This window comes from Clostridium nigeriense (assembly GCF_900086595.1).
Taxonomy (GTDB): domain Bacteria; phylum Bacillota; class Clostridia; order Clostridiales; family Clostridiaceae; genus Clostridium; species Clostridium nigeriense.
The window spans coordinates 1,670,681-1,695,004 of sequence record NZ_LT575472.1 but is presented as its reverse complement, the minus strand read 5'-3'; the positions used below and the strand labels follow the sequence as shown (position 1 = coordinate 1,695,004).

28 protein-coding genes and 1 other annotated feature are annotated in these 24,324 nt (G+C 28.2%); of the genes, 5 read left to right on the top strand and 23 right to left on the bottom strand.

What is annotated here, in order from left to right:
- Positions 1-15: 15 nt before the first annotated feature.
- The 5 genes from BN6774_RS08060 to BN6774_RS08045 form a co-directional block, all read right to left on the bottom strand.
- Positions 16-1,722, bottom strand: coding sequence for a sensor domain-containing protein (locus tag BN6774_RS08060; RefSeq protein ID WP_235829595.1), 1,707 nt, complete (start codon positions 1,720-1,722; stop codon positions 16-18).
- A gap of 67 nt (positions 1,723-1,789) precedes the next feature.
- Positions 1,790-1,912 (bottom strand): hypothetical protein, encoded by a 123-nt coding sequence (locus BN6774_RS18965; protein ID WP_268873134.1) that lies wholly within the window; start codon positions 1,910-1,912, stop codon positions 1,790-1,792.
- A 20-nt stretch (positions 1,913-1,932) separates the two neighbouring features.
- Positions 1,933-2,121 (bottom strand): DUF4250 domain-containing protein, encoded by a 189-nt coding sequence (locus tag BN6774_RS08055; protein WP_066892349.1) that lies wholly within the window; start codon positions 2,119-2,121, stop codon positions 1,933-1,935.
- Positions 2,122-2,423: 302 nt separating this feature from the next.
- The gene (locus BN6774_RS08050; protein WP_066892347.1) at positions 2,424-3,290 is read right to left on the bottom strand and encodes a tRNA 2-thiocytidine biosynthesis TtcA family protein; all 867 of its coding nucleotides are present in this window, start codon (positions 3,288-3,290) and stop codon (positions 2,424-2,426) included.
- A gap of 62 nt (positions 3,291-3,352) precedes the next feature.
- Positions 3,353-4,717 (bottom strand): FAD-binding oxidoreductase, encoded by a 1,365-nt coding sequence (locus tag BN6774_RS08045; protein WP_066892344.1) that lies wholly within the window; start codon positions 4,715-4,717, stop codon positions 3,353-3,355.
- A 210-nt stretch (positions 4,718-4,927) separates the two neighbouring features.
- Here BN6774_RS08045 and BN6774_RS08040 point away from each other — a divergent pair, with 210 nt between their 5' ends.
- The 3 genes from BN6774_RS08040 to BN6774_RS08030 are packed head-to-tail and all read left to right on the top strand — an operon-like array spanning position 4,928 to position 6,041.
- Positions 4,928-5,206: a spore coat associated protein CotJA gene (locus tag BN6774_RS08040; protein WP_066892341.1), complete on the top strand. Its 279-nt coding sequence runs from the start codon at positions 4,928-4,930 to the stop codon at positions 5,204-5,206.
- Positions 5,203-5,466 (top strand): spore coat protein CotJB, encoded by a 264-nt coding sequence (locus BN6774_RS08035; protein WP_066892337.1) that lies wholly within the window; start codon positions 5,203-5,205, stop codon positions 5,464-5,466. The genes BN6774_RS08040 and BN6774_RS08035 overlap by 4 nt, the downstream gene beginning before the upstream one ends.
- Entirely contained in the window at positions 5,466-6,041 is a 576-nt protein-coding gene (locus tag BN6774_RS08030) for a manganese catalase family protein (protein ID WP_066892335.1), read from the top strand. Before BN6774_RS08035 ends, BN6774_RS08030 begins: the two co-directional genes overlap by 1 nt.
- A 75-nt stretch (positions 6,042-6,116) precedes the next feature.
- Here BN6774_RS08030 and aspS read toward each other — a convergent pair whose 3' ends face one another.
- Positions 6,117-7,403 (bottom strand): aspartate--tRNA(Asn) ligase, encoded by a 1,287-nt coding sequence (gene aspS, locus BN6774_RS08025; protein ID WP_066892332.1) that lies wholly within the window; start codon positions 7,401-7,403, stop codon positions 6,117-6,119.
- Positions 7,404-7,609: 206 nt separating this feature from the next.
- Positions 7,610-7,831 (bottom strand) — a binding site (T-box leader).
- Positions 7,832-7,940: 109 nt separating this feature from the next.
- Between aspS and BN6774_RS18620 the strand changes: the two genes are divergently transcribed.
- The gene (locus BN6774_RS18620; protein WP_167349596.1) at positions 7,941-8,114 is read left to right on the top strand and encodes a hypothetical protein; all 174 of its coding nucleotides are present in this window, start codon (positions 7,941-7,943) and stop codon (positions 8,112-8,114) included.
- A 15-nt stretch (positions 8,115-8,129) separates the two neighbouring features.
- Complete coding sequence (locus BN6774_RS08020; protein ID WP_066892330.1) at positions 8,130-8,375, top strand: spore coat protein; 246 nt, start codon at positions 8,130-8,132, stop codon at positions 8,373-8,375.
- Positions 8,376-8,435: 60 nt separating this feature from the next.
- On the opposite strand, the gene BN6774_RS08015 is transcribed toward BN6774_RS08020, so the two are convergent.
- The 17 genes from BN6774_RS08015 to BN6774_RS07940 form a co-directional block, all read right to left on the bottom strand.
- Positions 8,436-9,374, bottom strand: a complete 939-nt coding sequence (locus BN6774_RS08015; protein WP_066892328.1) for an ROK family protein — start codon at positions 9,372-9,374, stop codon at positions 8,436-8,438.
- A 2-nt stretch (positions 9,375-9,376) separates the two neighbouring features.
- Positions 9,377-10,075, bottom strand: a complete 699-nt coding sequence (locus BN6774_RS08010) for an N-acetylmannosamine-6-phosphate 2-epimerase (RefSeq protein ID WP_066892326.1) — start codon at positions 10,073-10,075, stop codon at positions 9,377-9,379.
- Between the two features lie 50 nt (positions 10,076-10,125).
- Entirely contained in the window at positions 10,126-11,082 is a 957-nt protein-coding gene (locus BN6774_RS08005) for an acetylxylan esterase (protein ID WP_066892323.1), read from the bottom strand.
- A gap of 1 nt (position 11,083) precedes the next feature.
- A complete protein-coding gene (locus BN6774_RS08000; protein ID WP_066892321.1) occupies positions 11,084-12,049 on the bottom strand; it encodes an acetylxylan esterase in 966 nt (321 codons plus the stop codon).
- A gap of 4 nt (positions 12,050-12,053) precedes the next feature.
- Positions 12,054-13,679 (bottom strand): FAD-binding protein, encoded by a 1,626-nt coding sequence (locus tag BN6774_RS07995; RefSeq protein WP_066892319.1) that lies wholly within the window; start codon positions 13,677-13,679, stop codon positions 12,054-12,056.
- Positions 13,669-14,598 (bottom strand): N-acetylneuraminate lyase, encoded by a 930-nt coding sequence (locus BN6774_RS07990; protein WP_066892316.1) that lies wholly within the window; start codon positions 14,596-14,598, stop codon positions 13,669-13,671. The genes BN6774_RS07995 and BN6774_RS07990 overlap by 11 nt, the downstream gene beginning before the upstream one ends.
- The gene (locus BN6774_RS07985) at positions 14,591-15,619 is read right to left on the bottom strand and encodes an ABC transporter ATP-binding protein (protein WP_066892313.1); all 1,029 of its coding nucleotides are present in this window, start codon (positions 15,617-15,619) and stop codon (positions 14,591-14,593) included. The genes BN6774_RS07990 and BN6774_RS07985 overlap by 8 nt, the downstream gene beginning before the upstream one ends.
- The gene (locus tag BN6774_RS07980; RefSeq protein ID WP_066892310.1) at positions 15,609-16,640 is read right to left on the bottom strand and encodes an ABC transporter ATP-binding protein; all 1,032 of its coding nucleotides are present in this window, start codon (positions 16,638-16,640) and stop codon (positions 15,609-15,611) included. The genes BN6774_RS07985 and BN6774_RS07980 overlap by 11 nt, the downstream gene beginning before the upstream one ends.
- A gap of 14 nt (positions 16,641-16,654) precedes the next feature.
- On the bottom strand, positions 16,655-17,584 hold the full coding sequence (locus BN6774_RS07975) for an ABC transporter permease (protein WP_066892307.1): 930 nt from the start codon (positions 17,582-17,584) through the stop codon (positions 16,655-16,657).
- A gap of 9 nt (positions 17,585-17,593) precedes the next feature.
- Positions 17,594-18,553, bottom strand: a complete 960-nt coding sequence (locus BN6774_RS07970) for an ABC transporter permease (RefSeq protein ID WP_066892303.1) — start codon at positions 18,551-18,553, stop codon at positions 17,594-17,596.
- Between the two features lie 70 nt (positions 18,554-18,623).
- Complete coding sequence (locus BN6774_RS07965; protein ID WP_066892300.1) at positions 18,624-20,255, bottom strand: ABC transporter substrate-binding protein; 1,632 nt, start codon at positions 20,253-20,255, stop codon at positions 18,624-18,626.
- 280 nt (positions 20,256-20,535) lie between these two features.
- Positions 20,536-21,336 (bottom strand): MurR/RpiR family transcriptional regulator, encoded by an 801-nt coding sequence (locus BN6774_RS07960; protein WP_207644571.1) that lies wholly within the window; start codon positions 21,334-21,336, stop codon positions 20,536-20,538.
- A 90-nt stretch (positions 21,337-21,426) separates the two neighbouring features.
- Positions 21,427-21,774, bottom strand: a complete 348-nt coding sequence (locus BN6774_RS07955; RefSeq protein ID WP_066892295.1) for a DUF2500 domain-containing protein — start codon at positions 21,772-21,774, stop codon at positions 21,427-21,429.
- A gap of 131 nt (positions 21,775-21,905) precedes the next feature.
- Positions 21,906-22,046 (bottom strand): hypothetical protein, encoded by a 141-nt coding sequence (locus BN6774_RS18615; protein ID WP_167349591.1) that lies wholly within the window; start codon positions 22,044-22,046, stop codon positions 21,906-21,908.
- Entirely contained in the window at positions 22,043-22,597 is a 555-nt protein-coding gene (locus BN6774_RS07950; protein ID WP_066892292.1) for a hypothetical protein, read from the bottom strand. Before BN6774_RS07950 ends, BN6774_RS18615 begins: the two co-directional genes overlap by 4 nt.
- An 18-nt stretch (positions 22,598-22,615) precedes the next feature.
- Entirely contained in the window at positions 22,616-23,416 is an 801-nt protein-coding gene (locus BN6774_RS07945) for an ABC transporter permease subunit (protein ID WP_066892290.1), read from the bottom strand.
- Positions 23,409-24,299: an ABC transporter ATP-binding protein gene (locus BN6774_RS07940; RefSeq protein ID WP_066892287.1), complete on the bottom strand. Its 891-nt coding sequence runs from the start codon at positions 24,297-24,299 to the stop codon at positions 23,409-23,411. The genes BN6774_RS07945 and BN6774_RS07940 overlap by 8 nt, the downstream gene beginning before the upstream one ends.
- Positions 24,300-24,324: the final 25 nt, after the last annotated feature.

Genomic DNA, 24,324 nt, shown 5'->3' with positions numbered 1-24,324 from the left:
AAGCCTTTATAGTTTTTAACAAATTATAAATTTACTTAACATTCTTATTACATTTTCAAAGTTTTCAGGTTTACTATAATAGTAACCTTGTACAGTATCACACTCTATACTTTTTAAATAATCTACTTGTTCTTTTTCTTCAACACCTTCTGCTACTACAGTAATACCTAATTTATGAGATAACTGAATTATTTTTTCAACTATATATCTACTTTTATCATTTTCAACCATATCAATTACAAAACTTCTATCTATTTTTAAAACATCTATAGGAAGCTTTGTTAAATGATTTAAAGAAGAATACCCTGTTCCAAAATCATCTAAAGCTATGGAAGCTCCTAATTTCTTAATTTCAAGTAAATACTCTATATTCCTATCCACTGACTTCATTATCATACTTTCAGTAATTTCAATCTCTATGTATTTAGGTGAAACTTCAAACTCTTCAACTAACGAGTTTATATATCCCAATAGGTCTCCTTCTCTTAATTGAACTTCTGATAGATTTACTGCTATTTTAAAATTATCATAGCCTTGTGACAACAAATACTTTATTTTTATAAATACTTCTCTTAGTACAAATTTACCAATAGGTATAATAAGCCTTGTGCTTTCAGCTACTGGAATAAACTCTACTGGACTTACAAACCCAATTTCTGTACTCTTCCATCTTAATAACGCTTCAAATCCATCTACCTCATCATCTGTTAACCTTACCTTTGGTTGAAATACTACAAACATTTCATTATTTTCCAAAGCAGTCCTTAGTCCTCTTTGAATTGAATAAATTCTATTTATTTCTTTTGAAATATTGCTATTAAACATCTGCCATTGATTTTTGCCGTTACTCTTAGCAGTGTACATAGCTGCATCTACATTTTGAAGTAAAACCTCTGCTTCTTCTCCATCATCTGGGAACACGGCTATTCCTATGCTTGCAGAGGTAAATATTTGTTTATTATTAATTGAATATGGAGATTTTAATATATTCATTATTTTTTTTACCACATCTTTAATTTCTTGTAATCCTGAAATATATGGTATAAAAATTATAAATTCATCTCCTCCAAATCTACATAATAATTCATTAAAGTTGAAATGTTCTTTTAAATCTTGAGAGAACTTTTCTAAAAAAACATCTCCACACTTATGCCCATATGAATCATTAATAAATTTAAAATTATCAATATCAATTAATATTAGAGCACACCTACTTTCTAATAAAGCATGTTCCTTTAATTGATCTTCCATTAAATTTTTAAAATGTTTTCTATTATTTAACCCAGTTAACTCATCATACAATGTTATATACTCTAATTTTAATTTTATTTCCTTTTCATCATTAATATTATGTATATAACCTTCAAACTCTATAAGGCTTCCTTTATTATTTTTCTTTCCAAAGCCTTTTATACTAACCCAGTTTTCTTCTCCGACCCTATTAATTATTTTTATCTCAATTTCTTCTTTATCATTTTTTAATCCTTCAATTAATAAATCAGTGTAATCTCTATGTACGTATTTATTAACTTCATTAATATTCATAACTAGAAATTGATCTTCATAGCCTAAAATCTCTTTATTGTTCCCATAAAACATTATTAAGTTTTTTTCGAAACTCGCATAAATAAACAATCCTTTTATTGAATTAATAAATGATTGTTTGAAATTTAATAAAAATTCTTCATCCTCATTTAGGTTAAAAAATTTATTATTTTTCATATTAAGGGAACTAACATCCTTGTTATTAAACCTTTCCCTATTCATATCTAATAATCCTTTTCAGAGTTTATTTTTCTTCTATTATTTCTTCCTTTTTATCTTTCTCTTTTCTATCCTTTAATAATGTTACAACTAAAGCAGCTCCTGCAGTCACTACAACTGCTAATTTTCCTAGTTTTTTTACTTTCAAAACTATTCCTCCTAACATATTTATTTAAATTGATTTATATCTTCATCGTATGTATATCCTATTGAATTTAGTTTTTCCTTTAGTGCTTCTTGATTAATATTCATGTCATCGCATAAAGCATTTAAATTAGAGTAAAAATCTCTAAGCTTCATATTTACAATACTTACCAAAATATTAGGATTCATATTTATATATTGTTCATTATCCATAATACTTCTCCTTTTGCATATTTATAAGTTGTAATCTTAAATAAAATATACCATATATTTTTTAATAAAAAAAGTATAATATTTTATTATTCTGTCAAATTTTATATATTAATAAAAAACTGCTTAAAAGATTATCTTATAAGCAGTTTTTGTTATTATACCATTTATTTTACCTCTGGTACTTTAGAAGCTTCACTTTTTTTAGGAGACTTATATCTCTTCTTTTCCCAACTTGCTTGTTGATCTTTTTTAGCCATAAAATCACCTCCGCTATACCATTAGTATAAATAATATAGCTTTATTTATTCTTCATCGTAAACTTCTAAATATTTAGTTTTTATTCCATTCTTTTCCCATCCAAGTATAGAATCTAAATTTACATTTTCTGCAGCCTTAAATATAGATTTTTCTACTCCATCAAAATTCTTTTTTAACTCTTTAATAAGATCCTTAATTTCATATCTTTTATTTCCTATTTTCTCAGCAGCTACCATACAAGCACAGTTTAAAGGCCAAATTCCTGCATTGTTAGTAAATCTTTTTATATACTCTTCCTCTACATAATAAAGAGGCCTTATAAGTTCCATATTTTCAAAATTATCAGCCTTAAGCTTTGGAAGCATGGTTTTAAAGTTACCACCATAAAGAACATTTAAAAGAGTTGTTTCTATAACATCATTATAGTGATGTCCTAAAGCCAATTTATTACATCCAAGCTCCTGAGCTTTATTGTATAAAGATCCTCGTCTCATTCTAGCACAAAGGTAGCATGGATAATCTTTTGCCATCTTATCAACAACTTCAAAAATTTTCCCTTCATATATATGTACCGGTATTCCTAAATGCTTACAATTTTCTATTAGTAACTCTTTTATCTGTGGATGATATCCAGGGTCCATTGCAATGAATTCTAATTCAAAGTGCATTTGACCATGTTTCTGTAACTCTTGAAAACACTTGGCCATTAATAAAGAATCTTTTCCTCCAGATATAGCAACAGCAACTTTATCTCCTTCTTCTATTAAATTATAATCCTTAATTGCTTTTACAAATTTAGTCCATATATGTTTTCTATATGTCTTAACAAGGCTACGCTCAATTTCTGCTAAAGGCTTTTTTTCTTCAGTAGGAATAAGTCTCTCGCAACCTTTTCCAGCTATACTAACCAATTTATCACCTCATTTAATAATATTTATCAATTATATCATCATTTATTATTATTGTCTTTATTTTAAATCTTACTTTTTCCCTTTATTGCTTGTGGATAATTAAAAACATTATTTGGATCATACTTAACCTTAATATTTTTTAACTTATTAATATTTTCCCCATAATATTCATTTTCATAATCTTCTAACTCATCTAATGGAAAGTTTACAAAAGAACCTTCTGTTAATTTTCTAATTATTTCAAATTTTTCTTTAACCCATTCTTTATTGGCTAAAGCGTATTTATCCTCTTCCCAAACTGATTGAATTCCCATTATAAACTTTGCATCTCTATAATAATAAGCAGTAGCTAGCTTGTCTACATCTGAGATAGCTCCACCTACACCATAAAAAGATACTGCAGTATAATAAAATCCTTCTGATGGATTACTTACAATTTCTATTAATTTCTTTATTTCCTCTTCATTATAATCTCTATTTACAAACCTTCCTGTTGATTTATATTTTTCATAATCAGGATGGCTATCTTGTATCCATCTATTACATTCTAATATACTCTTATCTTCAATATTAATTTCTATATCAGAAGTTAAATTTAGAAGTGGCTCCATTATTTTCTTAGCTTCATCTGAATTTCCATAAAATAATCCTGTAAGCTTTATTCCAATACCTCTTTCTTCTGAATTATATATTGCTGTTTTAAAATTCATTCTTCTATCGAGATTTTTAAATAAATCTTGTAGTTTTAATATTACCTCTAAAATAACACTTTTCTCCACATTTGGATAATTTACGTTAATTAAAGTACCCATATTAACTTTTTTCTTTAATTTTATAGTCATAGATGTAATAATTCCAAAATTACATCCACCACTTCCCATAATAGCCCAAAATAAATCATTATTTTTTTCTTTATTTACAATTAATTTTTCACCTTGATAATTAATAATTTCTGCTTCTATTAAGCTATCAGAAGCTAAACCAAGATACCTGCAAGAATATCCCCATCCACCTCCTAAAATCAATCCTGGAACTCCAACTGTAGGACATCCACCGCCTGGAAAAGCATACCCTCTTTCTCCAAAAGCCTCATAAGCTTCTCTATTTCTAACTCCTCCACCTATTTTTACAATTCCTTCTTCTTCATTTATGTAAATTTTATTAATTTCACTAACATCAATTACTACTAAATCATTACCAGTAGAATATCCCTCATAACTGTGCCCCCCAGATCTTACTCTAATTTCCATTGAGTTTTCTCTGGACCACTTTATTGCATTACAAACATCTTCATCACTATAACAATATATAATAGCTAATGGATATTTCTCAATAGCTCTATTCCAAGACATAATGCTTTCACTATAATCATAACTTTCTCTAGTAATTATTTTACCTGTTAGTCCCGAATAATCAAAGCCCTTCATTTAATCACCTTCTGTATATTTATATCTATAAGATAATATATCATACTAAATATTAAAATTAAATAACAAGTATCTAAATAACATACCCTTATATTCTCAATAAAAATCTTTATAATTTACAAATAATTTACTTTTATATTTTTTTATCACATATGTTGTTTTTTTGTCATAGTTTATTATTAAAGCTCAATATTTGAAAGGATGTTTTTTATGTACTATCGTAAAGATGAAGATTGTGATAAATGTAAGGATTGTATAAAGGATCCTAACAAAAATTATTGCAATACTACTTGTAATGATACAAGCAAAAACTGCTATGAATCTTACAAAGTTTTTACTCCTAATGTTTATGGAAAGGTCTTTATTAATTTACAACCCTATGAAAATTTATTTAATATGAAGGATGCCTTTGCTGCTGGAACAATATTTAAGGATCTATATAGCCCATATTGTGATGTTAAGTATGTTGGAGGTGTTAATAAAGAATGAATAGACATGAATATTTAGAAAAAATACAAAAATTACAATTCTTTATTATAGATCTAAATCTTTATTTAGATAATTTCCCTAACTGTGAAAAAGCAAAGACTGATTACGATAATATTTCTTGTGAATTAAAAAAGACTATATGGGATTATGAAAAAGAATATGGTCCTTTAACAAACTTTGGAGCTGCTTATTTTCAAAATCCTGAAAAATGGGTAAATTCACCTTGGCCTTGGGAAAAATCTAAAGGAGGTAAAAAATAATGTGGTATTATGTTAAAACTTTAGAGTATCCTGTAAATTTAAAATCTACTGACATAAGAATGGCTAAACTACTAGTAAGTCAATATGGTGGGCCAGATGGAGAATTAGGTGCTGCTCTTAGATATTTGAATCAAAGATATTCAATGCCTACTAATAAAGCAAAAGCTTTATTAACTGATATAGGAACTGAAGAGCTTGCTCACGTTGAAATAATGGCTACAATGGTTCATCAAATAATGGAAAATGCTTCAATTGACGAAATTAAAGTTGCTGGATTAGATGGTCATTATGTAGACCACGGTAAAGGACTATTTTATACTGATGCTACTGGAAATCCTTGGACTGCAACTTATATACAATGTAAAGGTGATGTAATAGCAGACTTAACTGAAGATATGGCCGCAGAACAAAAGGCTAGAGCTACTTATGAATGGTTAATAAACTTAACCGATGATGTTGAAATAAAAAATATCTTATCATTTTTAAGAGAACGAGAAGTTATCCACTTTCAAAGATTCGGTGAAGCTTTAGTAGACGTACAAGATAATACTAAACTTACTGATTTCTGCAAATAAAATTTTGTGTAAATATAATATTGCTTATTCTAACTTCTCTCTAAGATAAAGCAATATTATATTTCACTTTTATATTTATGGAATTATTCTAGTTCTATCTCTTGGAATTAATGTTGCTTCTCTAACATTATTTAAATTTAATAATTGTGCTGTAATTCTTTCCAAGCCTATAGCTAAACCCCCATGCTTAGGCATGCCATATTTAAAAATTTCCGTATAGCTTTCATAATTATTAGGATTTAATCCTTTATCTTTTATACTTTCTATTAACATACTATAATTATTAATTCGTTCTCCTCCAGTTGTTATTTCAACACCCCTAAATAATAAGTCAAAACTTCTAGTTCCATTATTACATAAAGGCATTGTATACATTGGTCTTTTTTTTCTTGGATAATTAGTTAAAAATACAAAATCACAATCAAACTTCTCTTTTACATATTTACATATAAGTTTTTCTCCATCAGGATCTAAGTCCCCCTCTAAATTCTTTTTATTATACCTTTCTCCAATTATTTTAATTGCTTCACTTAATTCTATCCTAGGTATAATTCCATTTATTTTTGGTAGTGTAATATTTAATACTTCTAAACCTTTTTTACCTCTTTCTTCTACTGAAGCTAATATATATTTTACAAGTTCCTCTTCTAAATTAATAATATCGTACTCATCTTTAATAAAGCCTAATTCTAAGTCCATACTAACATATTCATTTAAATGCCTACTTGTATTGTGTTCTTCTGCTCTATAAACATGAGCCACTTCAAATACTCTTTCAAATCCTGCTCCAACCATCATTTGTTTATAAAACTGAGGACTTTGAGCAAGATATGCAGTCTTTTCAAAATACTGAACCTTAAATACATCTGTTCCTCCTTCAGCACCTTCTGATACTATTTTAGGAGTAAAAATTTCTGTGAAATCTCTTTTTAATAAAAATTCTCTAAAACTTTGAACTATTATATTTTGTATATTAAAAATAGCACTTAATTTTTTATGTCTTAAACTTATAACTCTATTATTTAAAATAGTTTCTAAACTTACATCTAATTCTTCTTTATTAACTTCTATTGGAAGTTCCTTAGCCTCATTAATAATATTTATTTCTTCAATTAGAACTTCAAAAGGATTTAATGAGTTATTATTTTCCTTTACACCTCCTATAATACTAACTACTGACTCTATTTTTATATTCTTTTCATTAGTTTTTGTATTTTCTACTACGCATTGAATTAATCCACTTTTATCTCTAACTACTATGAAGGTTATATTTTTCAATTTTCTTATTCTATATATCCATCCTTCAATTTTAATTTTTTCATTTATATAATTTTTAATATTATTAATCATTATTCTTTCCATTTTAAAACTCCTTTCTATAGCAAATAAAACAAAAGTCCCTTAAGCATAATTGCTTAAGGGACGAAAAATCGTGGTACCACCCTTATTAGATTTAATTATATATAAACTAAATAAATGGATATACCTAAAAAATAATTGGGCCCTAATTATTTTATTTTTTTAATTATCTAAGTATCTAATTAAAAAACAAAAAATCCTTCACTCCATATAGGAGTGAAGGTTCAGTTCACGGTACCATCCTAATTTAGTTTAATACTATATATTAAAACTATCTCTAATCCATTAACGCTAGAACACGTCTTATCCTACTTTATTTCAGATAAGCTTCTCCAGGATGTCTTTCAATATCACCTTATCATGAAGCTTCCACCATCCTTCACTCGCTAAAGATTCTACTAGATATCTACTCTTCCCTTCTTTGAATTTACTTTTAATCTATATTAAATCTATTCATACTGTTTGTCAACACAATTTTCAAAACTTTCACAAGAATATATTATTTAATCTCTACTAATACTAATTTAGGAGGTGATTTATATGACAGGAAAAGAATTATTGTATATAACTGATGGTCTAGGTCATGAAAAATTTATGGAAACTATTTGTAAAGAAACAGCTACTAAACTACAAGATGCTGAGCTAAAAACTTTAATTACTCAATATGAAGCTAAGCATAAAGAGTTATTTGGTAAGCTATATTCTCTATTATAAAAGGAGTGTTATAAAATGGATGATAAATGCTTATTAGAAAATATTCTTCAATTAACTAAGGGATCTTCTGATTTATATTTACATGGCACTATTGAATCTTCTACAGAAAATGTACACCAAGCTTTTCATGATTTATTATGTGAAACTTTAAAGATTCAACATGAAATATATAAAAAGATGGAAGCTAAAGGATGGTATCCAGCTGAACAAGCTGAACAACAAAAAATTCAACAAACTAAACAAAAATATTCAATGCAATAAAAAATAGGATAAATAGTATATTTCTTGCATATGTCAATATATACTATTTATCCCTATAAACTAATTATTTAAATTGTAATAAACTGCTCCAACTAATCCTGCGTTATTTCCTAATTCAGCAGCTTCAACTTTTAAGTTTTCTCCAAATTTCTTCATAACATGTTTTTTAACATAATCTCTAACTGGTTTAATGAATAGTTCTTCTTGCTTACTTACAGCTCCTCCAATTACTATTATTTCCGGATTAAAAATATGTGTTAAACTAACCAATCCCTTACCGATATTTTCAATCCATTTATCTACTATAAATTTTATATCTTGATTTCCTTTTTCTAATTCTTCAAAAATTACTTTTCCATTAATATCTTCTTTTTTAACTGATAAGTTATTAATATCATCATAATTATTAATTACATCCTTAATTAATGCAGTCATAGATGCATATTGCTCATAGCATCCTACATTTCCACATGTACAATTCTTTCCATTTGAATCTATTGAAAAATGTCCTAGTTCTCCTGCTATTCCTATACTCCCTAATAGAATATTAGAGTTTACAACTATTCCTCCACCTACACCTGTACCAATAGTAACACCAATTACATTATCATATTCCTTACCTTTTCCTATCCACTTTTCCCCTATGACCATGCTATTAGCATCATTTATAACTGTAGTTTTTATATTGTAAATTTCTTCTAATTCTTTTTTTATTTCTGTATTTAGCCAGTTTTTAATATTTCCACCAACTCCTACAATAACACCTGTATTACTATTTACTTGTCCAGTAGCAGATACTCCAATTCCCTTTAGAGATTTACTTTCTATCTTATTATCTTCTAGAAATACTTCTATAGATTTTTTTACTGTTTCAAATATTGGAGTTTCATAATTGTCAAAAGCAACAGAATAGTTATTTGAAAATAGAATTTCTCCCTTTTCATTTACTAATCCTAGCTTTACAGAAGTTCCACCAATATCTATACCTAAATAACACATAATTAACCTCTTCTCATTGCTTTCATAAATCTTTCTGTAATTTCTAAAGGTCGAGTTATTGCCCCCCCAACTACAACTGCAAAAGCTCCAATCTCTAACATCTTTGCAGCTTGATCTGGATAGTGAACTCTACCTTCTGCAACTACTGGTATATCTATATCCCTTACTAAATCCTCTACTAATTTATAATCTGGACCATCTAATTTTTCTGTATAATTTGTATATCCACTTAAAGTTGTACTTACAATATCAACACCAGCTTTATATGCATTTACTCCTTCTTCATAATTAGATATATCAGCCATAAGTAGTATATTAGGATGTTTTTCTTTTATTTTTTTTATAAATTCCTCAACTGTTTCTCCATTTATTCTCTTTCTTAAAGTACAATCTATAGCTATTATATCAGCGCCAGCTTCCACTAAAGCATCTACTTCATCCATGGTAAATGTTATATATTGTTCAAAGCCTTCATAAGATTTCTTTATTAAACCTATTATGGGCAAATTAGTTTCTTCCTTTATTTTTATTACATCTAAAACACCATTAGTTCTAATAGCACAAGCTCCTGATTTTTTTGCAGCTCTTGCCATTAAAGGCATTATTGTATCTCCTTCAATATATAATGGCTCACCAGGTAGAGCTTGACAAGATACTATAAGTCCACCCTTTAAATTTGATATAATTTCATCTCTTCTCATAAAATTCACTCCTAAATTATACTATTAAATTTTTATAATTACTTCTGCATCTATTTAAATAACATAAACTTAAGATTTTCATTTTCAAAAAAATTATTTATCTCATGTCCATATTTATGAAATACTATATGCTTCTTTTCACAATTTGCATTATTAAAAACTGCATATTGTGTGCTAGGTGGACATATGGTATCTAGTAATCCTGTTCCCATTAATAATTGACAATTTAACATGCCTGTAAAATTCACTATATCTATATATCCTAACTTCTCAAATATTTCATTTTCTTTTAAATGCATTGGATCAAACCAGCGGAAATAATATCTTATTCCTTCATATGCATCTATGTCTAAATCCATATCCCAGACTCTTTTAAAATCTGACAAAAACGGATATTGCATAGAACATTTTTTTATATTTTTATTTAAAGCTGCTACCACTAAAGCTAAGGCAGCACCTTGCCCTTTTCCAAAAGTTATGAACTTATTAATATCTATTTCTTCAAAACTCTCTATTATTTTAGATAATATATATCCATCTAAATAAACTTTTCTATAATACATATTATCTATTTCATCATCTAACCCATCGATTATATGACCAGAAACAGTAGGTCCTTTATACCCTCCAATATCTTCACTTTTTCCACCCTGTCCTCTACAATCCATTGCAACTACAGAATAACCAATACCACTATATCTAGTTAAATGGTGCCATCCTTTACTACTTTCTTTATAATCATGGAAATGAAGGACTACAGGAACCTTTTTATTAGATATTGGACAAATATATTTAGCATATATCTTCGCCCCATCTATTCCCTTAAAATATATTTCATAATATTTAGCTTGCTTATTATTAAAATCTTTTTCTATAATTTCATATTCAAATTTATAATTTTTAACTTCTTCTATTTGCTTACTCCAATATTCTTCAAAATCCTTTGGTTTAATACTACTACCAAAATATGATTCTAATTCTTTAATAGGCATATCTATTACAGGCATACTATAATTCCTCCTCTAAGAAAAAATCTATTAACATATCATCAAATGCACTAATTTCTTCATGAGTATAGTCAGGGAAAATAATATGCTTCTTTTTAGAATTTATATTGTTATATACAGCAAACTGAGTAGATGGAGGACAAATATTATCCATAAGTCCAGTTCCAAATAAAACTTCTGCTTTTAATCTAATAACCAAATTATGAACATCAATATATCCCAATTTTTTAAACATATCATTATCATTATTACCCATATAATTAAACCATTTTGAGTAATATCTTATTCCTTCATAAGCCACTAAATCTAAATCCATATCATATACTCTTTTATAATCTGAAAGAAATGGATATAACGCTGCACATTTTTTTATTATTGGATTTAAAGAAGCACAGGCCAAAGCTATTCCTGCTCCTTGGCTAGCTCCATTTGTATAAATTTTATTTATATTAATACCTTCTAATTTTTTAGCTATTTCACATAATATTGATGCATTTTGAAATAACCTTACATAATACATATCCTTAGGATCACCATCTAGACCTAATACAATATGTCCTGATACTGTAGTTCCCTTATACCCTCCAATATCTTCACCTTTGCCTCCCTGCCCTGGACAATCCATTGCCAATAAGGCACAACCCATCCCTGCAAAAGAGGCTTGCTCAAACCAACCTCTACTTGCTCCAGGATAGCCATGAAATTGAAGTATTAAAGGAAGGTTATAATTTAAATTTGGTTTAATATATTTAGCATAAACCTTTTCTCCATTAATGCCTCTAAACCATAAATCATAAAAATTACATGCTGTAAATCCATTAATTTCACTAGGTTCTATATAATATTCTAACTTATGATTACGAACTTCATCCATTCTTTCATTCCAAAAGGAATCAAAGTCATTTGGTATAGGATTAGTTCCTTTATAAGTTTTTAGTTTTTCTAAAGGCATATCTATAATAGGCACTTTATCACTCCTCTATAAAATAAGAATTAATCTTATTATTAAATTGGATAACTATTCTCTTATTCATATCATCTTTTGTTTCCTTAAAATCACTTCTATAATGTGATCCTCTACTTTCTTTTCTAAGATCAATTGATTTCATTATTGCCTTTGCCAATAATAAATTATTTAATAATCTATAAGAATATTTTAAATCCTTATTACCCATAATATTTTCATATTCTATGCTATTTTCTATATTTTTAAGAGCTTTAAAAGCTTCCTTTATTCCATTCTCATTTTTTTCAATCATAGCGTGATTGAACATTATTTCTTGAATTTTTTCAATTAATTCTTTTGAATTTTTTATTTTTAATACTTCAAAATCAACTTCATTTAAAATTTTTATGTTATCTTTCTTTGCATAGTTACTTGCATTTTTTCCAGCTATTCTTCCAAATACAAGTCCATTTACTGTGGATAATCCACCTATTCTATCCGCTCCATGCATACCTCCAGTACATTCACCAGCTGCATATAAACCATGAATACCTGTTTCAGCCTTAGAATTTATATATATTCCCCCATTGGCTGCATGAAAAAATATTCCTATATTTATACTGTCATCTATAGTTAAATTTTTATTTTCCTTTAACCACTCAAAATATACTTTTATAAATTCTGGTGGATTATTTTTTATTTCTTCTTTGTATCTTACCTTTATCCCTTTTTCATCGTTTAAAAACTCTTTAAATATAGCATAATCAATATCCTTAGAGGCTAATCTAGATGTGAAAGGTCCATATGTGGATCTTGTTTCTAATTTTTCTTTTAATTTATCTATATGTAAGAAAACATTTTCATTATTAGAATTAGTAGCTTCAATAAATTTAAACGTTTTTTCATTAAATATTGTTTTATATCTAGGACTAACATATCCAGGCATCATTTGCATAAATTCTAAATTTGTTAATTTGCATCCAGCTTTTAAAGCTAATGCTTGCCCACTTCCTATAATATCATTTGTATTTAGCCTATATTTAAATAAGCCTCCAATTCCACCACTTGCAATAATTACTGATTTACAACTAATAAACTCTAAATTTTCTTTAGAATTAATTAAAACAACACCTCTAACCTCATTATTTTCCTTAATTATATCTATAACTTCACAATAAGGATATTGAAGTATATTTTTATTACTTAAAAGTTTAGTAAAGACTTCTTTTGCACTACTTGCAACTAATCCATTCCAATTTCTTTTCTTATAATCAAAGCAAGGAATAAACTCTTTTTGATTTTCATTTTCTGCTCTTTTCAATTTAACTCCTAGCTTGTTTAAAAATTCAAAGGATGGATTTATATTCTCTACTAAAGTTTTAACTAACTCTTTATCAACTACATTACAACCTACTTTTATTATTGTTTCTATTAAATCCTTCTCATCTTCCTTATTTTCAGGACCTATCATACCAAGTCCCCAAGTCCCTGGATAAAAACTCGAACCTGATAAAATATTAGAATTACTTGATATAATAACCTTACTTCCATTAATAGAAGCTTGAATTGCAGATATTGTACCTGCAATCCCAGCTCCTATTACAAAAACATCACATTCTTGAGTTTTTTTTAATGTATTTTTATATTTCATCTAAGAAATCAACTCCAGAAATATTGTATGTTTCTTTTAATTTCTTAAGGCTATTTCTAAATTCTACTTCTTCAGCTTCTGATAAATTTTCAAATGGACTACGGCAGTATCCTGCATTTATACCTCTCCATCTTAATATACTTTTCATTCCAGCATAGAAAGAAGGTAATTTTAAACAATGCATAATTATTTCTACAGCTTGTTTTTGTAGTCTTGTAGCTTCGTCCATATCCTTAGCATCAACTGCTTTTTTTATATTAATAAATAATTCTGGCATAATATTATAGAAAGAACCTATAATTCCATCTGCTCCTGCTAATAAACCAGATACAGCCATTTCATCTGCTCCTGAATAAACTAAGAAATCTTCACCAACTTCATCTTTTATTTGAGTTATTTCATAATGTGAAAGAGCTGTATATTTTATTCCCTTAACATTTTCTATAGCTGCTAATCTCTTTATAGCATTCATTCCCAATAATCCAACTAGTGGAACATTATATACTATCATTGGAAGATTACATGAATTTGCAATTTCAGTATAGTATTTAACTATTTGATTTTCATTAAATTTCCAGTAGAATGGAGGTACACTTGAAATTCCATCTGCTCCAACTTCTTCTGCATGTTTTGCTAAATCTATAGATAATTTTGTTCCAATTGCTCCTACATGAACAACTACTGGTACTCTTCCTTTATTTTCATCCATAACAATTTCAACTACTCTTTTTCTTTCTTCACTACTCATAGTAAAGCCTTCACCAGTTGATCCTGTTAAATATAAACCATCTACACCTTTATCAATTAAGTAAGAGATTAATTCTCTCATTCCCTTTTCATCTATTTCTTCATTTTTATCAAAAACTGTTAATACTGCTGGAATTACTCCTTTAAAATCCTTAATATCAAACTTACTCATTGTTTTCCTCCTTTAATTCCATGTCTGCTAAATGACATGCTACATAATGTTCTTTTCCATTTAAAATATATTTCTTTAGTGTTGGCCTTTCCTTTTTACAGATGTCCATACATCTTCTGCATCTTGGATGAAAATTACATCCTGATGGTGGATTAACTGGGCTTGGAACATCTCCTTCTAAAACTATTCTTTTTCTTTTGTTATCTAAATCAGCAATTGGAATTGCTGATAACAACGCTTCTGTATATGGATGCAAGTGATTTTTAAATACTTCTTCAGTATCAGAAAGCTCAACTATTCGTCCTAAATACATTACAGCTATTCTATCGCTTATATATTCAACTACACTTAAATCATGAGTAATAAAAATGTATGTTAGATTTCTTTCTTCTTTAATTTTCTTTAATAAATTCAATACTTGTGCTTGTATTGAAACGTCTAGAGCAGATACAGATTCGTCACAAATTACTAACTCAGGATTTACACAAAGTGCCCTAGCAATACCTATTCTTTGTCTTTGACCACCTGAGAATTCATGAGGATATCTATCCATATACTCTCTTCTCATATTAACTGCTTCTAGAATATCTCCAATTATCATTCTTCTATCATTTTTATCTTTTACTCCAAATTTCTTTAAAGGATCTGATAAAGATTGATAAATTGTAAATGCTGGATTTAAAGATGAATGAGGATCTTGGAAAACTATTTGCATTTTTCTTCTAGCCAAATCCATTTCCTTTGAATTTAAATTCATTAAACTCTTTTTTCCAACCTCTCTTTGGAAGTCATAAATCATTTCTCCACCAGTTGGTTTAACCAATTGAAGTATAGATTTTCCAAGAGTAGTTTTTCCACAACCTGATTCTCCTACTAAACCTAATGTTTCTCCTCTATAAATTGTTAAGTCTATATCATTAACTGCTTGTACAAATTTAGTTGGCTTTTTAAACATTCCATCTTTTATGGGAAAGTGAGTTTGTAGGCCTTTTAATTCTAACAAAACTTCTTTATTTTCCATTTGCCATCACCTCTTTCTTTCTGTTTGCTAAAACTAATTCATGATTGAAGCAACGTACCATATGAGTTTCACTTACAAATTCTTCCCCCGGCATAGTACTACACTTTTCAGAAGCATAATTACATCTTGGAGCAAATTGACAGCCCTTTGGTCTATCATATGGATCTGGAGTTGACCCCTTTATAGGATTTAATTCTTGATTTTTTCCCTTTCCTAAAATAGGAATTGATTTCAATAAAGCTTCTGTATATGGATGCGATGGACTCTTTAAAACATCTTCTACAGTTCCACTTTCAATAATATTTCCCATATACATAACTGCAACATCATCTGCTAGTTCACTTACAACTCCCATATCATGAGTTATAAGCATTATTGCAGTATCATTTTCCTTTTTTAATTTATCCATAAGTTCAAATATTTGAGCTTGAATAGTAACATCTAAAGCAGTTGTTGGCTCATCTGCTATTAAAACCTTTGGTTTACAGCTCATAGCCATAGCAATCATTGCTCTTTGCCTCATACCACCTGAAAATTGATGTGGAAATTCATTTATTCTTTGTTCTGGGAAAGGTATTCCCATATCTTTTAATAAGTCTAAAGTTCTTTCTTTAGCTTCTTTCTTCGATACTTTTTCATGACATAATATGTTTTCAGCTATTTGATATCCAACTGTATAAACTGGGTTTAATGCTGTCATTGGATCTTGGAAAATCATAGCTATGTCTTTTCCTCTTAAGCTTCTCATTTCCTTTCCATTTCTAGAAAGCTTATCTATTCTTATATCACCTTTATCGCTATGGTATATAATTTCGCCCTCTTCTATTCTTGATAGTTTAGGTAGTAATTGCATAATTGATGATGCCGTTACACTCTTTCCACAACCTGATTCTCCAACAATACAAAGAGTTTTGCCTTTTTTTATTTTAAAAGAAACACCATTTATTGCTTTATTGCATCGTTGATTTGTATAAAAGAAGGTTTTTAAATTATTTACTGTAATTATAGTCCTATCTTCCATCTTAAAGTTCCTCCTTATCCTTGTTGTGTTGGGTCTGTTGTATCACGTAATCCATCTCCAAGGAAATTGATACTCATAACAAACAATGAAATAACAACACCTACTGGTAACCATAACCACCAGTTGTTTTGTAAAGTAAACATATCTTGTGATGCATTTAATATATTTCCCCAAGTTGCTATTTCTAAAGGTACACCTAATCCTAAGAAGCTAAGTGCTGCTTCCTCTAATATAAACATCGCTGTACTTAAAGTTACATTAACAACTATTGGACCTATTGCATTAGGTAACATATGTTTATAACAAATTATAAAATCATTTAACCCAAAGGCCTTTAATGATTGAACATATTCTTCCTCTCTTATAGATAGTATTTTGGCACGAGCCATACGATAAACACTACCCCATCCAGTTAATATAAATATAATTATTAAGTTGCTTAAACTTTGTCCTAATATTGCAACTAACATAAGGACTAATACTAATTGTGGGAAAGACATAAATATTTCAGATAATCTTAAAACTATCTTATCAAACCATCCTCCCTTATATCCTCCATAACATCCAAGTGTTACACCTATGAATGCACATCCTAATGCACTTCCAAGTCCAACTAATATTGAAATTCTTCCACCATACAATACTCTTGCAAAAACGTCTCTACCAACTTTATCTGTCCCAAAAATGTGTTGTGCTGACGGAGCCTGTAAAACATTTTTCATGTCAACAGCTAGAGGATCATATTTAGTTAATAAAGGTGCAAATATAGATGATAATAATATAATTAAGAAAATAACAATTCCAGCTATTGCAAGTCTATTATTTAAAAGTTTTCTTAATGAACGATTAACTTTCTTCTTTCCTAAAGCACCTGATTCTTCTAATTCTCTTATTTTATCTAACTTACGGTCAAATCTACTTCTTTTAACTCTTACTTCTGCCATAGAAACCTCCTAGTCCAACTTAACTCTTGGATCAAGTAAAGCTGTAAAAATATCTACTATAAAACTTGATAATAGAACTGCAGTTACAGTAATTAACGCTATCATCATTACTAATGGGTAATTTTGTGAACGAACAGCTGTTGCAAAGGCACTTCCTATACCTGGCCACCTAAATATTGTTTCTATTACTACAGCTCCACCTATTAAAGTAGGTAATCTAAACCCTATTAAAACAACAACTGGAGTTAAAGCTACTCTAAATCCATGAACTAAATTAATTTTCCATTCAGGTAACCCTTTACTTCTTGCTGTACGAATATATTCAGCATTCATTGTATCAAGCATACTAGAACGTGCATATCTCATTACCCCAGCTGTAAGTGAAATTCCTAAAACTAATGCTGGTAGTATCAAATATTGGTATCTATCTATAAATGCCGTTCTTCCTGGCATCATACGACCTCCAACTGGAAGCCATCCTAATTTTAATGAGAATATTAATATACAAACCATTCCAAAAAAGAATTGTGGAATTGATACACCTATCATTCCAGCTACAGTTAATAAATTTTCAGTAAAAGTACCACGACGAATTGCACTAAATAATCCTAAAACACTACCTAAAATAGTAGAAATTAATAATGCTGCAACAGCTAATTCTAATGTTGCTGGCAATAACTCCTTTATCATATCAATAATAGGTACTCCACTTGATATACTGTATCCAAAGTTTCCTCTTAATATTTCCCCAATCCATTTTAAGTAACGTAATATAAATGGGTCATTTAATCCATATGCTGCACGGATTTCATCTAATTTTGCTGGATCCATACTTGAAAGTAGTTCTGGACTTATCATATGAGATACTGCATCGCCTGGAGTTAATTCAAGTCCTAAATATATTATAAATGTTATAACAAATAGCATAGGAATCAGACCTAATATCTTTTTAATTATAAACTTTCCCATAATGTCCCTCCTAATATTTAAAATTTAGGGATTGCATTTGCAATCCCTAAACTTCACTTATATTAATATGCTAATTTACTTTCCAATTTTGGATATTCCAGTCATAATTAAATTGTGGATTACCAAACTTTTCAATACCTGTTTCAATTCTATTACTTTCAATTACGAATACAGGTTGATAATACAATGGAATTGAGAATAGTGTTTCATTTTCATACTTTTGTAATTTAAAGAAAGCGTTCTTTTGAACTTCTGTATCCATTGAAGAATTTGTAGCATCTATAAGTGAGTTTAATTTTTCATCTGCTGGTGTATGTGAGTTTGAAGGTGATCCTGTTCTATATCTATCGTAATATTCATGCATTGATAATGCTGAAACAGCTCCATAAGCCATATCCCAATCAACAACGCTTGGACCATTTACTTGATCAGCTGGTGCTTTCCATAGAATAGTAGCTAAGTCTCCTTCTACTAATCTAAAGTTCATCTTAATTCCAACTTCTTTTAAATAAGATTGGATTGATGTCATAAAGTCTACAGTTAATTGGTCAGTATAGTAATAAACAACATCTAACGTATAGTTTGGATCCCAGTTTGCTTCTTTTAATAATTCTTTTGCTTTTTCTGGATTGTAATCATAGTTATTTAATCCTTCTGTTTTATCTGCCCCATTTGGAGTTAAGCTATTTGCAGGAATTATAGTTCCATCAAATAAGTTTTCTCCTATAGTTTTCATATCAATTGCATATCTTATAGCTTGACGTATTTTAGAATCAGCTAAAGGTGAATTACTTCCATCAGCCTTTTTGAATTTGTTTACATAGAATAAACGAGTGTATCTTACATCTACTTGATTTAATTTAATGTTATCAGCATCTTTTAATGCTTTAACATCAGCAACACTCTTTGTATATCCGTAATCTAGTAAGCCTGACTTAACATTATTTACAAGGTTAGCATCACTATCTCCAGGACTAGGAGTTAAATGTATTGTGTAATCTGCAACACCATTATAATATTTATCAAATGCTTCTAATGTAGCATAATCATTCATCTTAACTTCTTTTATCTTAAATGGTCCTGAACCAACTGGATTTTGGAAATATTCAGCTTGTTGGAATTTATTCGGATCTACTCCATCAAAATATTTCTTTGGTAATGGTGCAAATTGTGTAAATGTTAATAATGCATCTGGTGCAACTTTATCAAATGTGATTTGAATCTTATTACCATCAATTACAACACCTGCTAATTCATTTTGACTACCAGCTAAGTAATCTGCACTACCTTTTATAGCTTTAAAAGTATTTGCAAACACTGGATTTATTACAGCAGTTTTCATTGAGTACTCTATACTCCATTTTATATCTTCTGGAGTTATTTTTTCCCCATCATGCCAATAAATATCATCTCTTAATTCAAACATAAGCTCTGTTCCATCATCACTAAGCTTATAGTCCTTAGCAAGAGCTACCTTTGTAGGTGTAAGAGTCGAATCTGCTTCAAGTAAATGATCATATAATACCTTTGAATATGTGTATGAACCAGGATTTAACCAAGGCGTTTCAAAGAACTCTATAGGTCCACCATTTGAATAGAGAATCTTATCTTGTCCCTTACTACTAGTACCTCCTTTACCACCACAAGCAACTAATGATAACGTCATCATAGCAGCTATAACACAGCTAATAACTTTTTTCATTGTTTTCCCTCCATATCTTTTCCCTATGTATACTCAAATAAAATTTTCACTCCATTTATTCATCATTTTTTGGAGTTAAACTTCATTTATGTTTTGATTATATCACCGCAATATTTTTTTGTAAACGTTATTTTAACCAATATATTGAATTTGTGGTTTTTATTTTAAAAGGCATATATTTTTAACATTTTAACAATTTAATCTAGTTATTTTTTCCTTTTTAATATTATCATGGAAAAAATAAAAAAAATAACCCTTTAATTTAAAATTAAAAGGTTATTTAAGTAATTGTTTTATTAATTAATAGTTCTGCTGTTTTAGCTTTCAATTCTAAAACATTTTCTTTATTTAACAATGCATATCCTGTACAAATTAAATCAATTATATAAAGTTGAGATATCTTTCCTATAAGAGAACCACCATCTAATAAACTTTCTTTACCAGCTGTAAGCAATACACAATCAGCTAGTTCGGCTACTGGAGATAATAAGTGATTAGTTATTGCTATTATTTTAGTTTTTTTCTTCTTTGCTACTTTTAAAGATTCAACAATATCTAATGTATATCCTGATAAACTAAGAGCAATAATTACATCATCTTCAGTGCAAGTAGCTGAATACATTAGTTGAAAATGGCTATCTGTAATAGATACTCCTATTTTTCCCATTCTTACAAATCTACTTTGTGCTTCATTAGCAGCAAGTCCAGAAGCACCCACTCCATAGAAGAGAAGTTTTCTTGAATTTTGAATTAAAGAAATTGCTTTATTTAATTGTTTTATATCTAATACATTTTTAGTGTTAATTATAGTTTCAGTCATATTAGATGATATTGTATCAATATAATTTTCATGATAATTTTTTGTTACAGGTTCATCATCTTTTGCTATTTGTAACTTTAAATCTTGAAATCCACTAAACCCAATCTTTCTAACACATCTTAGTATAGTAGCTTCTCCAACATTTATTTTCTTAGACATTTCTTGAAGTGTTTCGTATATAATATTTCCTTTTTCTGATAAAATGTAGTCTGCAACCTTTCTTTCTGACTTGCTTAAAGAAGGATAACAAGACATTATCATTGCTATATATTTAATAATAACACCTCTTTCTTATTTGTTAATTTATCAAAATGATTTACTCTTTATATAATTTATCTAAATATTATAATCTTACTTCCTTTTAAAATCTATAAATCTAGTTCCTTGAAAAGATAGTATTCCTCTATCACCTTCTGCTAATAGACCATACTCTCTTCCTGATACTCTTAATTCTAATCTTTCTCCATTAATAAATTCAAATGTTGCGTAATAAGTAGTAGATGTTGACATATGATTTTCATGATGATGATGTGATACTGATGATCTTCTTGATACAATTGTTGCTTCTACAGGAGTAATAGGTTGCTTATTATTATAACTCCATTCCTTAATATTTTTTACTATAGCAAATATAAAAAAACCTATAAATACTATAAAAAATATTGGAAAAATAAATGAAAACAAATTAAACATATACATAAGTAATTTCCTTCCAAATTTATACTATGCTTATATTTTACAATATTATTTTTTTATATACAACAAAAAATTCCTTTTTATTACTTTTTTATTAAATTTTAATCACAGCTTTAATATTCTTATATCCTTATTCAATTCATAGTATTTTCTTTATGTCCACATTCACTACACTTATAATATTTCTTTCCATATTGATTGTTATCATATGCATATTTATATTCTTTCATTTCTTCACCACAAATTGGACATTTTTTTTCTTTTATATTTTTCAAACTAACTCCTCCTTTGTATCCTTAAAAATCTTATTATAAACTATCTCTATAATTTTATCTTTATCTTCTTCTCCTAAGCCTATAACTTCAATTATTTTATTATCTGAAAGTAAAATATAGTTATTTCCCTCTTGATTAGTATAAACTTTTATAAAATCAGGTAGTGAGTTTTGAATTTCTGTGTACACAATCCCCTGACTTTCAAACCACTCCATCATTTTATTAAAATTCCAGTTTACAATCCACTTATATTCACTTTCAAAAAGATCATAGGATAATCTCATATTCCTTCCATTTGCAGTATAGAAAGTACTACTAGCTAAAAAGCCTTTATTCTCATCTATATACAAATCATCTTCATTAACAACATCATCATTAAAATCTTTTATACTTAATGAATATAGTTTATTTTTCATACCATTATTTTTATTTTTAAATATATTTGTTATTATAAAATTATTTATTAATAATATAGCGATAACTGTAATAATAAAACAAGATGATATAGCTAATTTTTTCTTTATTCCTACTTTTTTACCCCCAAAATCCACTGTAATTCCCCCCTAATTTTATAAAGGTAAATCTCTTTTACTAAATCTTAAAACTCCACCTATATATAATATTAATCCTATTATTAATAGAATTATAAACATCCATATCCCAATTGAATCTCCTTTAATTAACTTATCCGTATCAAATAAAGTAAACAATGTAAAGTACTTAAATTTATCTAGCTTCCCACCCATATTAGCTAAAAGTTGTATAATAAAAAATCCAATAGGAATTCCTGCACTTATTGAATATGAAATCTTTGTATCGTTACTAATGCAAGAAGCAAAAAATCCTAAACCACTTATAGCAATGTGTAAACAATATAATCCTATAATCATTAAAACATATTTTCTTATATCCAAAGCTCCTGGAAAATAAACTTCACTTGAAATTATGCCAACCAAAGCAATAAATAGCATTAAAACTCCAATTGAAATTATTAGAAAAAATCCTTGAGTTATTGCTATTTTACTTCTTTTATTTGGAGTTGCCAAAAGATATGCCATTGAACCACTATCAGTATATTTTGCAATTATCTTATTGGCTATTATTATCTCAAATATCATTGGAAATACAATAAACAAAAATCCAAATAAATAGGTATTAATGAATTCTATTAAAGTTGTCCCAGGATTACTCATACCAAAAGCAGCCATCATTTCTGGCATAGCTTTTTCAAATTCAGCTAGAGCATTTCCTATCTCAGGATCAAACATTGGTACTATTACCGAAATATACATAGTTAGTACTGCTGCAAAAATTATAAAAATCTTATAATTTGATTTAACTTCTTTTTTTAAAAGCGAAATACTAATCATTATTTTCACCTCCATAAAAGTGCATAAATAAATCCTCTAAGTTTTGTGATGATGTTTCTAAATTTAAAACTTTATATTTTCCTAAGGCATTTATAAAAGGCATTATATCACCTTTTATACTTATAGTAATATTACATCCATCTATATTTTTAATTTTAAAACCTTCTTTAATAAACTCATTAGCCATATTTATATTTTCAAAAGTAATATTATAAAGCTTTTGTTTAGATTCTTTTAAAGTAGAGATATTTTCTACTGTAACTATTTCTCCTTGCTTTATAATAGCTGCTCTATCGCAAGTTTTTTCAATTTCTTCAAAACTATGAGAAGACATTAATATAGTTTTTCCTTTTTCCTTTTCCTCTAAAATTAATTTTATAAATTCATTTTGCATTAAAGGATCTAATCCACTAGTTGGTTCATCTAATATCAAAATATCTGGTTCCTGCATAAATGCACATATAATTCCAATCTTTTGCTTCATCCCCTTAGACATTTTTTTTATTCTACCATTAGGATTTAATTCAAATCTTTCCATCAATCTATTAGCTATAGATAAATCCTTAATACCCTTCATTTCTGCTACAAATTTTATAAATTGTAGTCCAGTCATATCATCTAAAAATGCAATTTCCCCCGGTAAGTAGCCAAGAGAATTTTGTATCTTACTAGAGTTTTCAAAACAGCTTAATCCATTAATACTGCAACTTCCTTTTTGTGGTTTAGAAAAACCCATTAAATGACGAATAGTTGTTGTTTTTCCTGCTCCATTTGGACCAAGGAATCCTAAAACTTCTCCCTTTTTAACTGAAAAGCTCACATTAAATATTCCCTTTTTATTTCCATAATCTTTTGTAAGATTAGTAATTTCTATTACATTCATTAAAATCCCTCCAAAGAGTTTTTTG

Excerpts from the sequence above, each read along its gene's own strand:
- BN6774_RS08060 (WP_235829595.1), bottom strand. The coding sequence starts at position 1,722 with ATGAAAAATAATAAATTTTTTAACCTAAATGAGGATGAAGAATTTTTA.
- BN6774_RS08055 (WP_066892349.1), bottom strand. The coding sequence starts at position 2,121 with ATGGATAATGAACAATATATAAATATGAATCCTAATATTTTGGTAAGT.
- BN6774_RS08045 (WP_066892344.1), bottom strand. The coding sequence starts at position 4,717 with ATGAAGGGCTTTGATTATTCGGGACTAACAGGTAAAATAATTACTAGA.
- BN6774_RS08040 (WP_066892341.1), top strand. The coding sequence starts at position 4,928 with ATGTACTATCGTAAAGATGAAGATTGTGATAAATGTAAGGATTGTATA.
- BN6774_RS08035 (WP_066892337.1), top strand. The coding sequence starts at position 5,203 with ATGAATAGACATGAATATTTAGAAAAAATACAAAAATTACAATTCTTT.
- BN6774_RS08030 (WP_066892335.1), top strand. The coding sequence starts at position 5,466 with ATGTGGTATTATGTTAAAACTTTAGAGTATCCTGTAAATTTAAAATCT.
- aspS (WP_066892332.1), bottom strand. The coding sequence starts at position 7,403 with ATGGAAAGAATAATGATTAATAATATTAAAAATTATATAAATGAAAAA.
- BN6774_RS18620 (WP_167349596.1), top strand. The coding sequence starts at position 7,941 with ATGACAGGAAAAGAATTATTGTATATAACTGATGGTCTAGGTCATGAA.
- BN6774_RS08020 (WP_066892330.1), top strand. The coding sequence starts at position 8,130 with ATGGATGATAAATGCTTATTAGAAAATATTCTTCAATTAACTAAGGGA.
- BN6774_RS08015 (WP_066892328.1), bottom strand. The coding sequence starts at position 9,374 with ATGTGTTATTTAGGTATAGATATTGGTGGAACTTCTGTAAAGCTAGGA.
- BN6774_RS08010 (WP_066892326.1), bottom strand. The coding sequence starts at position 10,075 with ATGAGAAGAGATGAAATTATATCAAATTTAAAGGGTGGACTTATAGTA.
- BN6774_RS08005 (WP_066892323.1), bottom strand. The coding sequence starts at position 11,082 with ATGCCTGTAATAGATATGCCTATTAAAGAATTAGAATCATATTTTGGT.
- BN6774_RS07995 (WP_066892319.1), bottom strand. The coding sequence starts at position 13,679 with ATGAAATATAAAAATACATTAAAAAAAACTCAAGAATGTGATGTTTTT.
- BN6774_RS07990 (WP_066892316.1), bottom strand. The coding sequence starts at position 14,598 with ATGAGTAAGTTTGATATTAAGGATTTTAAAGGAGTAATTCCAGCAGTA.
- BN6774_RS07985 (WP_066892313.1), bottom strand. The coding sequence starts at position 15,619 with ATGGAAAATAAAGAAGTTTTGTTAGAATTAAAAGGCCTACAAACTCAC.
- BN6774_RS07980 (WP_066892310.1), bottom strand. The coding sequence starts at position 16,640 with ATGGAAGATAGGACTATAATTACAGTAAATAATTTAAAAACCTTCTTT.
- BN6774_RS07975 (WP_066892307.1), bottom strand. The coding sequence starts at position 17,584 with ATGGCAGAAGTAAGAGTTAAAAGAAGTAGATTTGACCGTAAGTTAGAT.
- BN6774_RS07970 (WP_066892303.1), bottom strand. The coding sequence starts at position 18,553 with ATGGGAAAGTTTATAATTAAAAAGATATTAGGTCTGATTCCTATGCTA.
- BN6774_RS07965 (WP_066892300.1), bottom strand. The coding sequence starts at position 20,255 with ATGAAAAAAGTTATTAGCTGTGTTATAGCTGCTATGATGACGTTATCA.
- BN6774_RS07960 (WP_207644571.1), bottom strand. The coding sequence starts at position 21,336 with ATGATAATGTCTTGTTATCCTTCTTTAAGCAAGTCAGAAAGAAAGGTT.
- BN6774_RS07955 (WP_066892295.1), bottom strand. The coding sequence starts at position 21,774 with ATGTATATGTTTAATTTGTTTTCATTTATTTTTCCAATATTTTTTATA.
- BN6774_RS07945 (WP_066892290.1), bottom strand. The coding sequence starts at position 23,416 with ATGATTAGTATTTCGCTTTTAAAAAAAGAAGTTAAATCAAATTATAAG.
- BN6774_RS07940 (WP_066892287.1), bottom strand. The coding sequence starts at position 24,299 with ATGAATGTAATAGAAATTACTAATCTTACAAAAGATTATGGAAATAAA.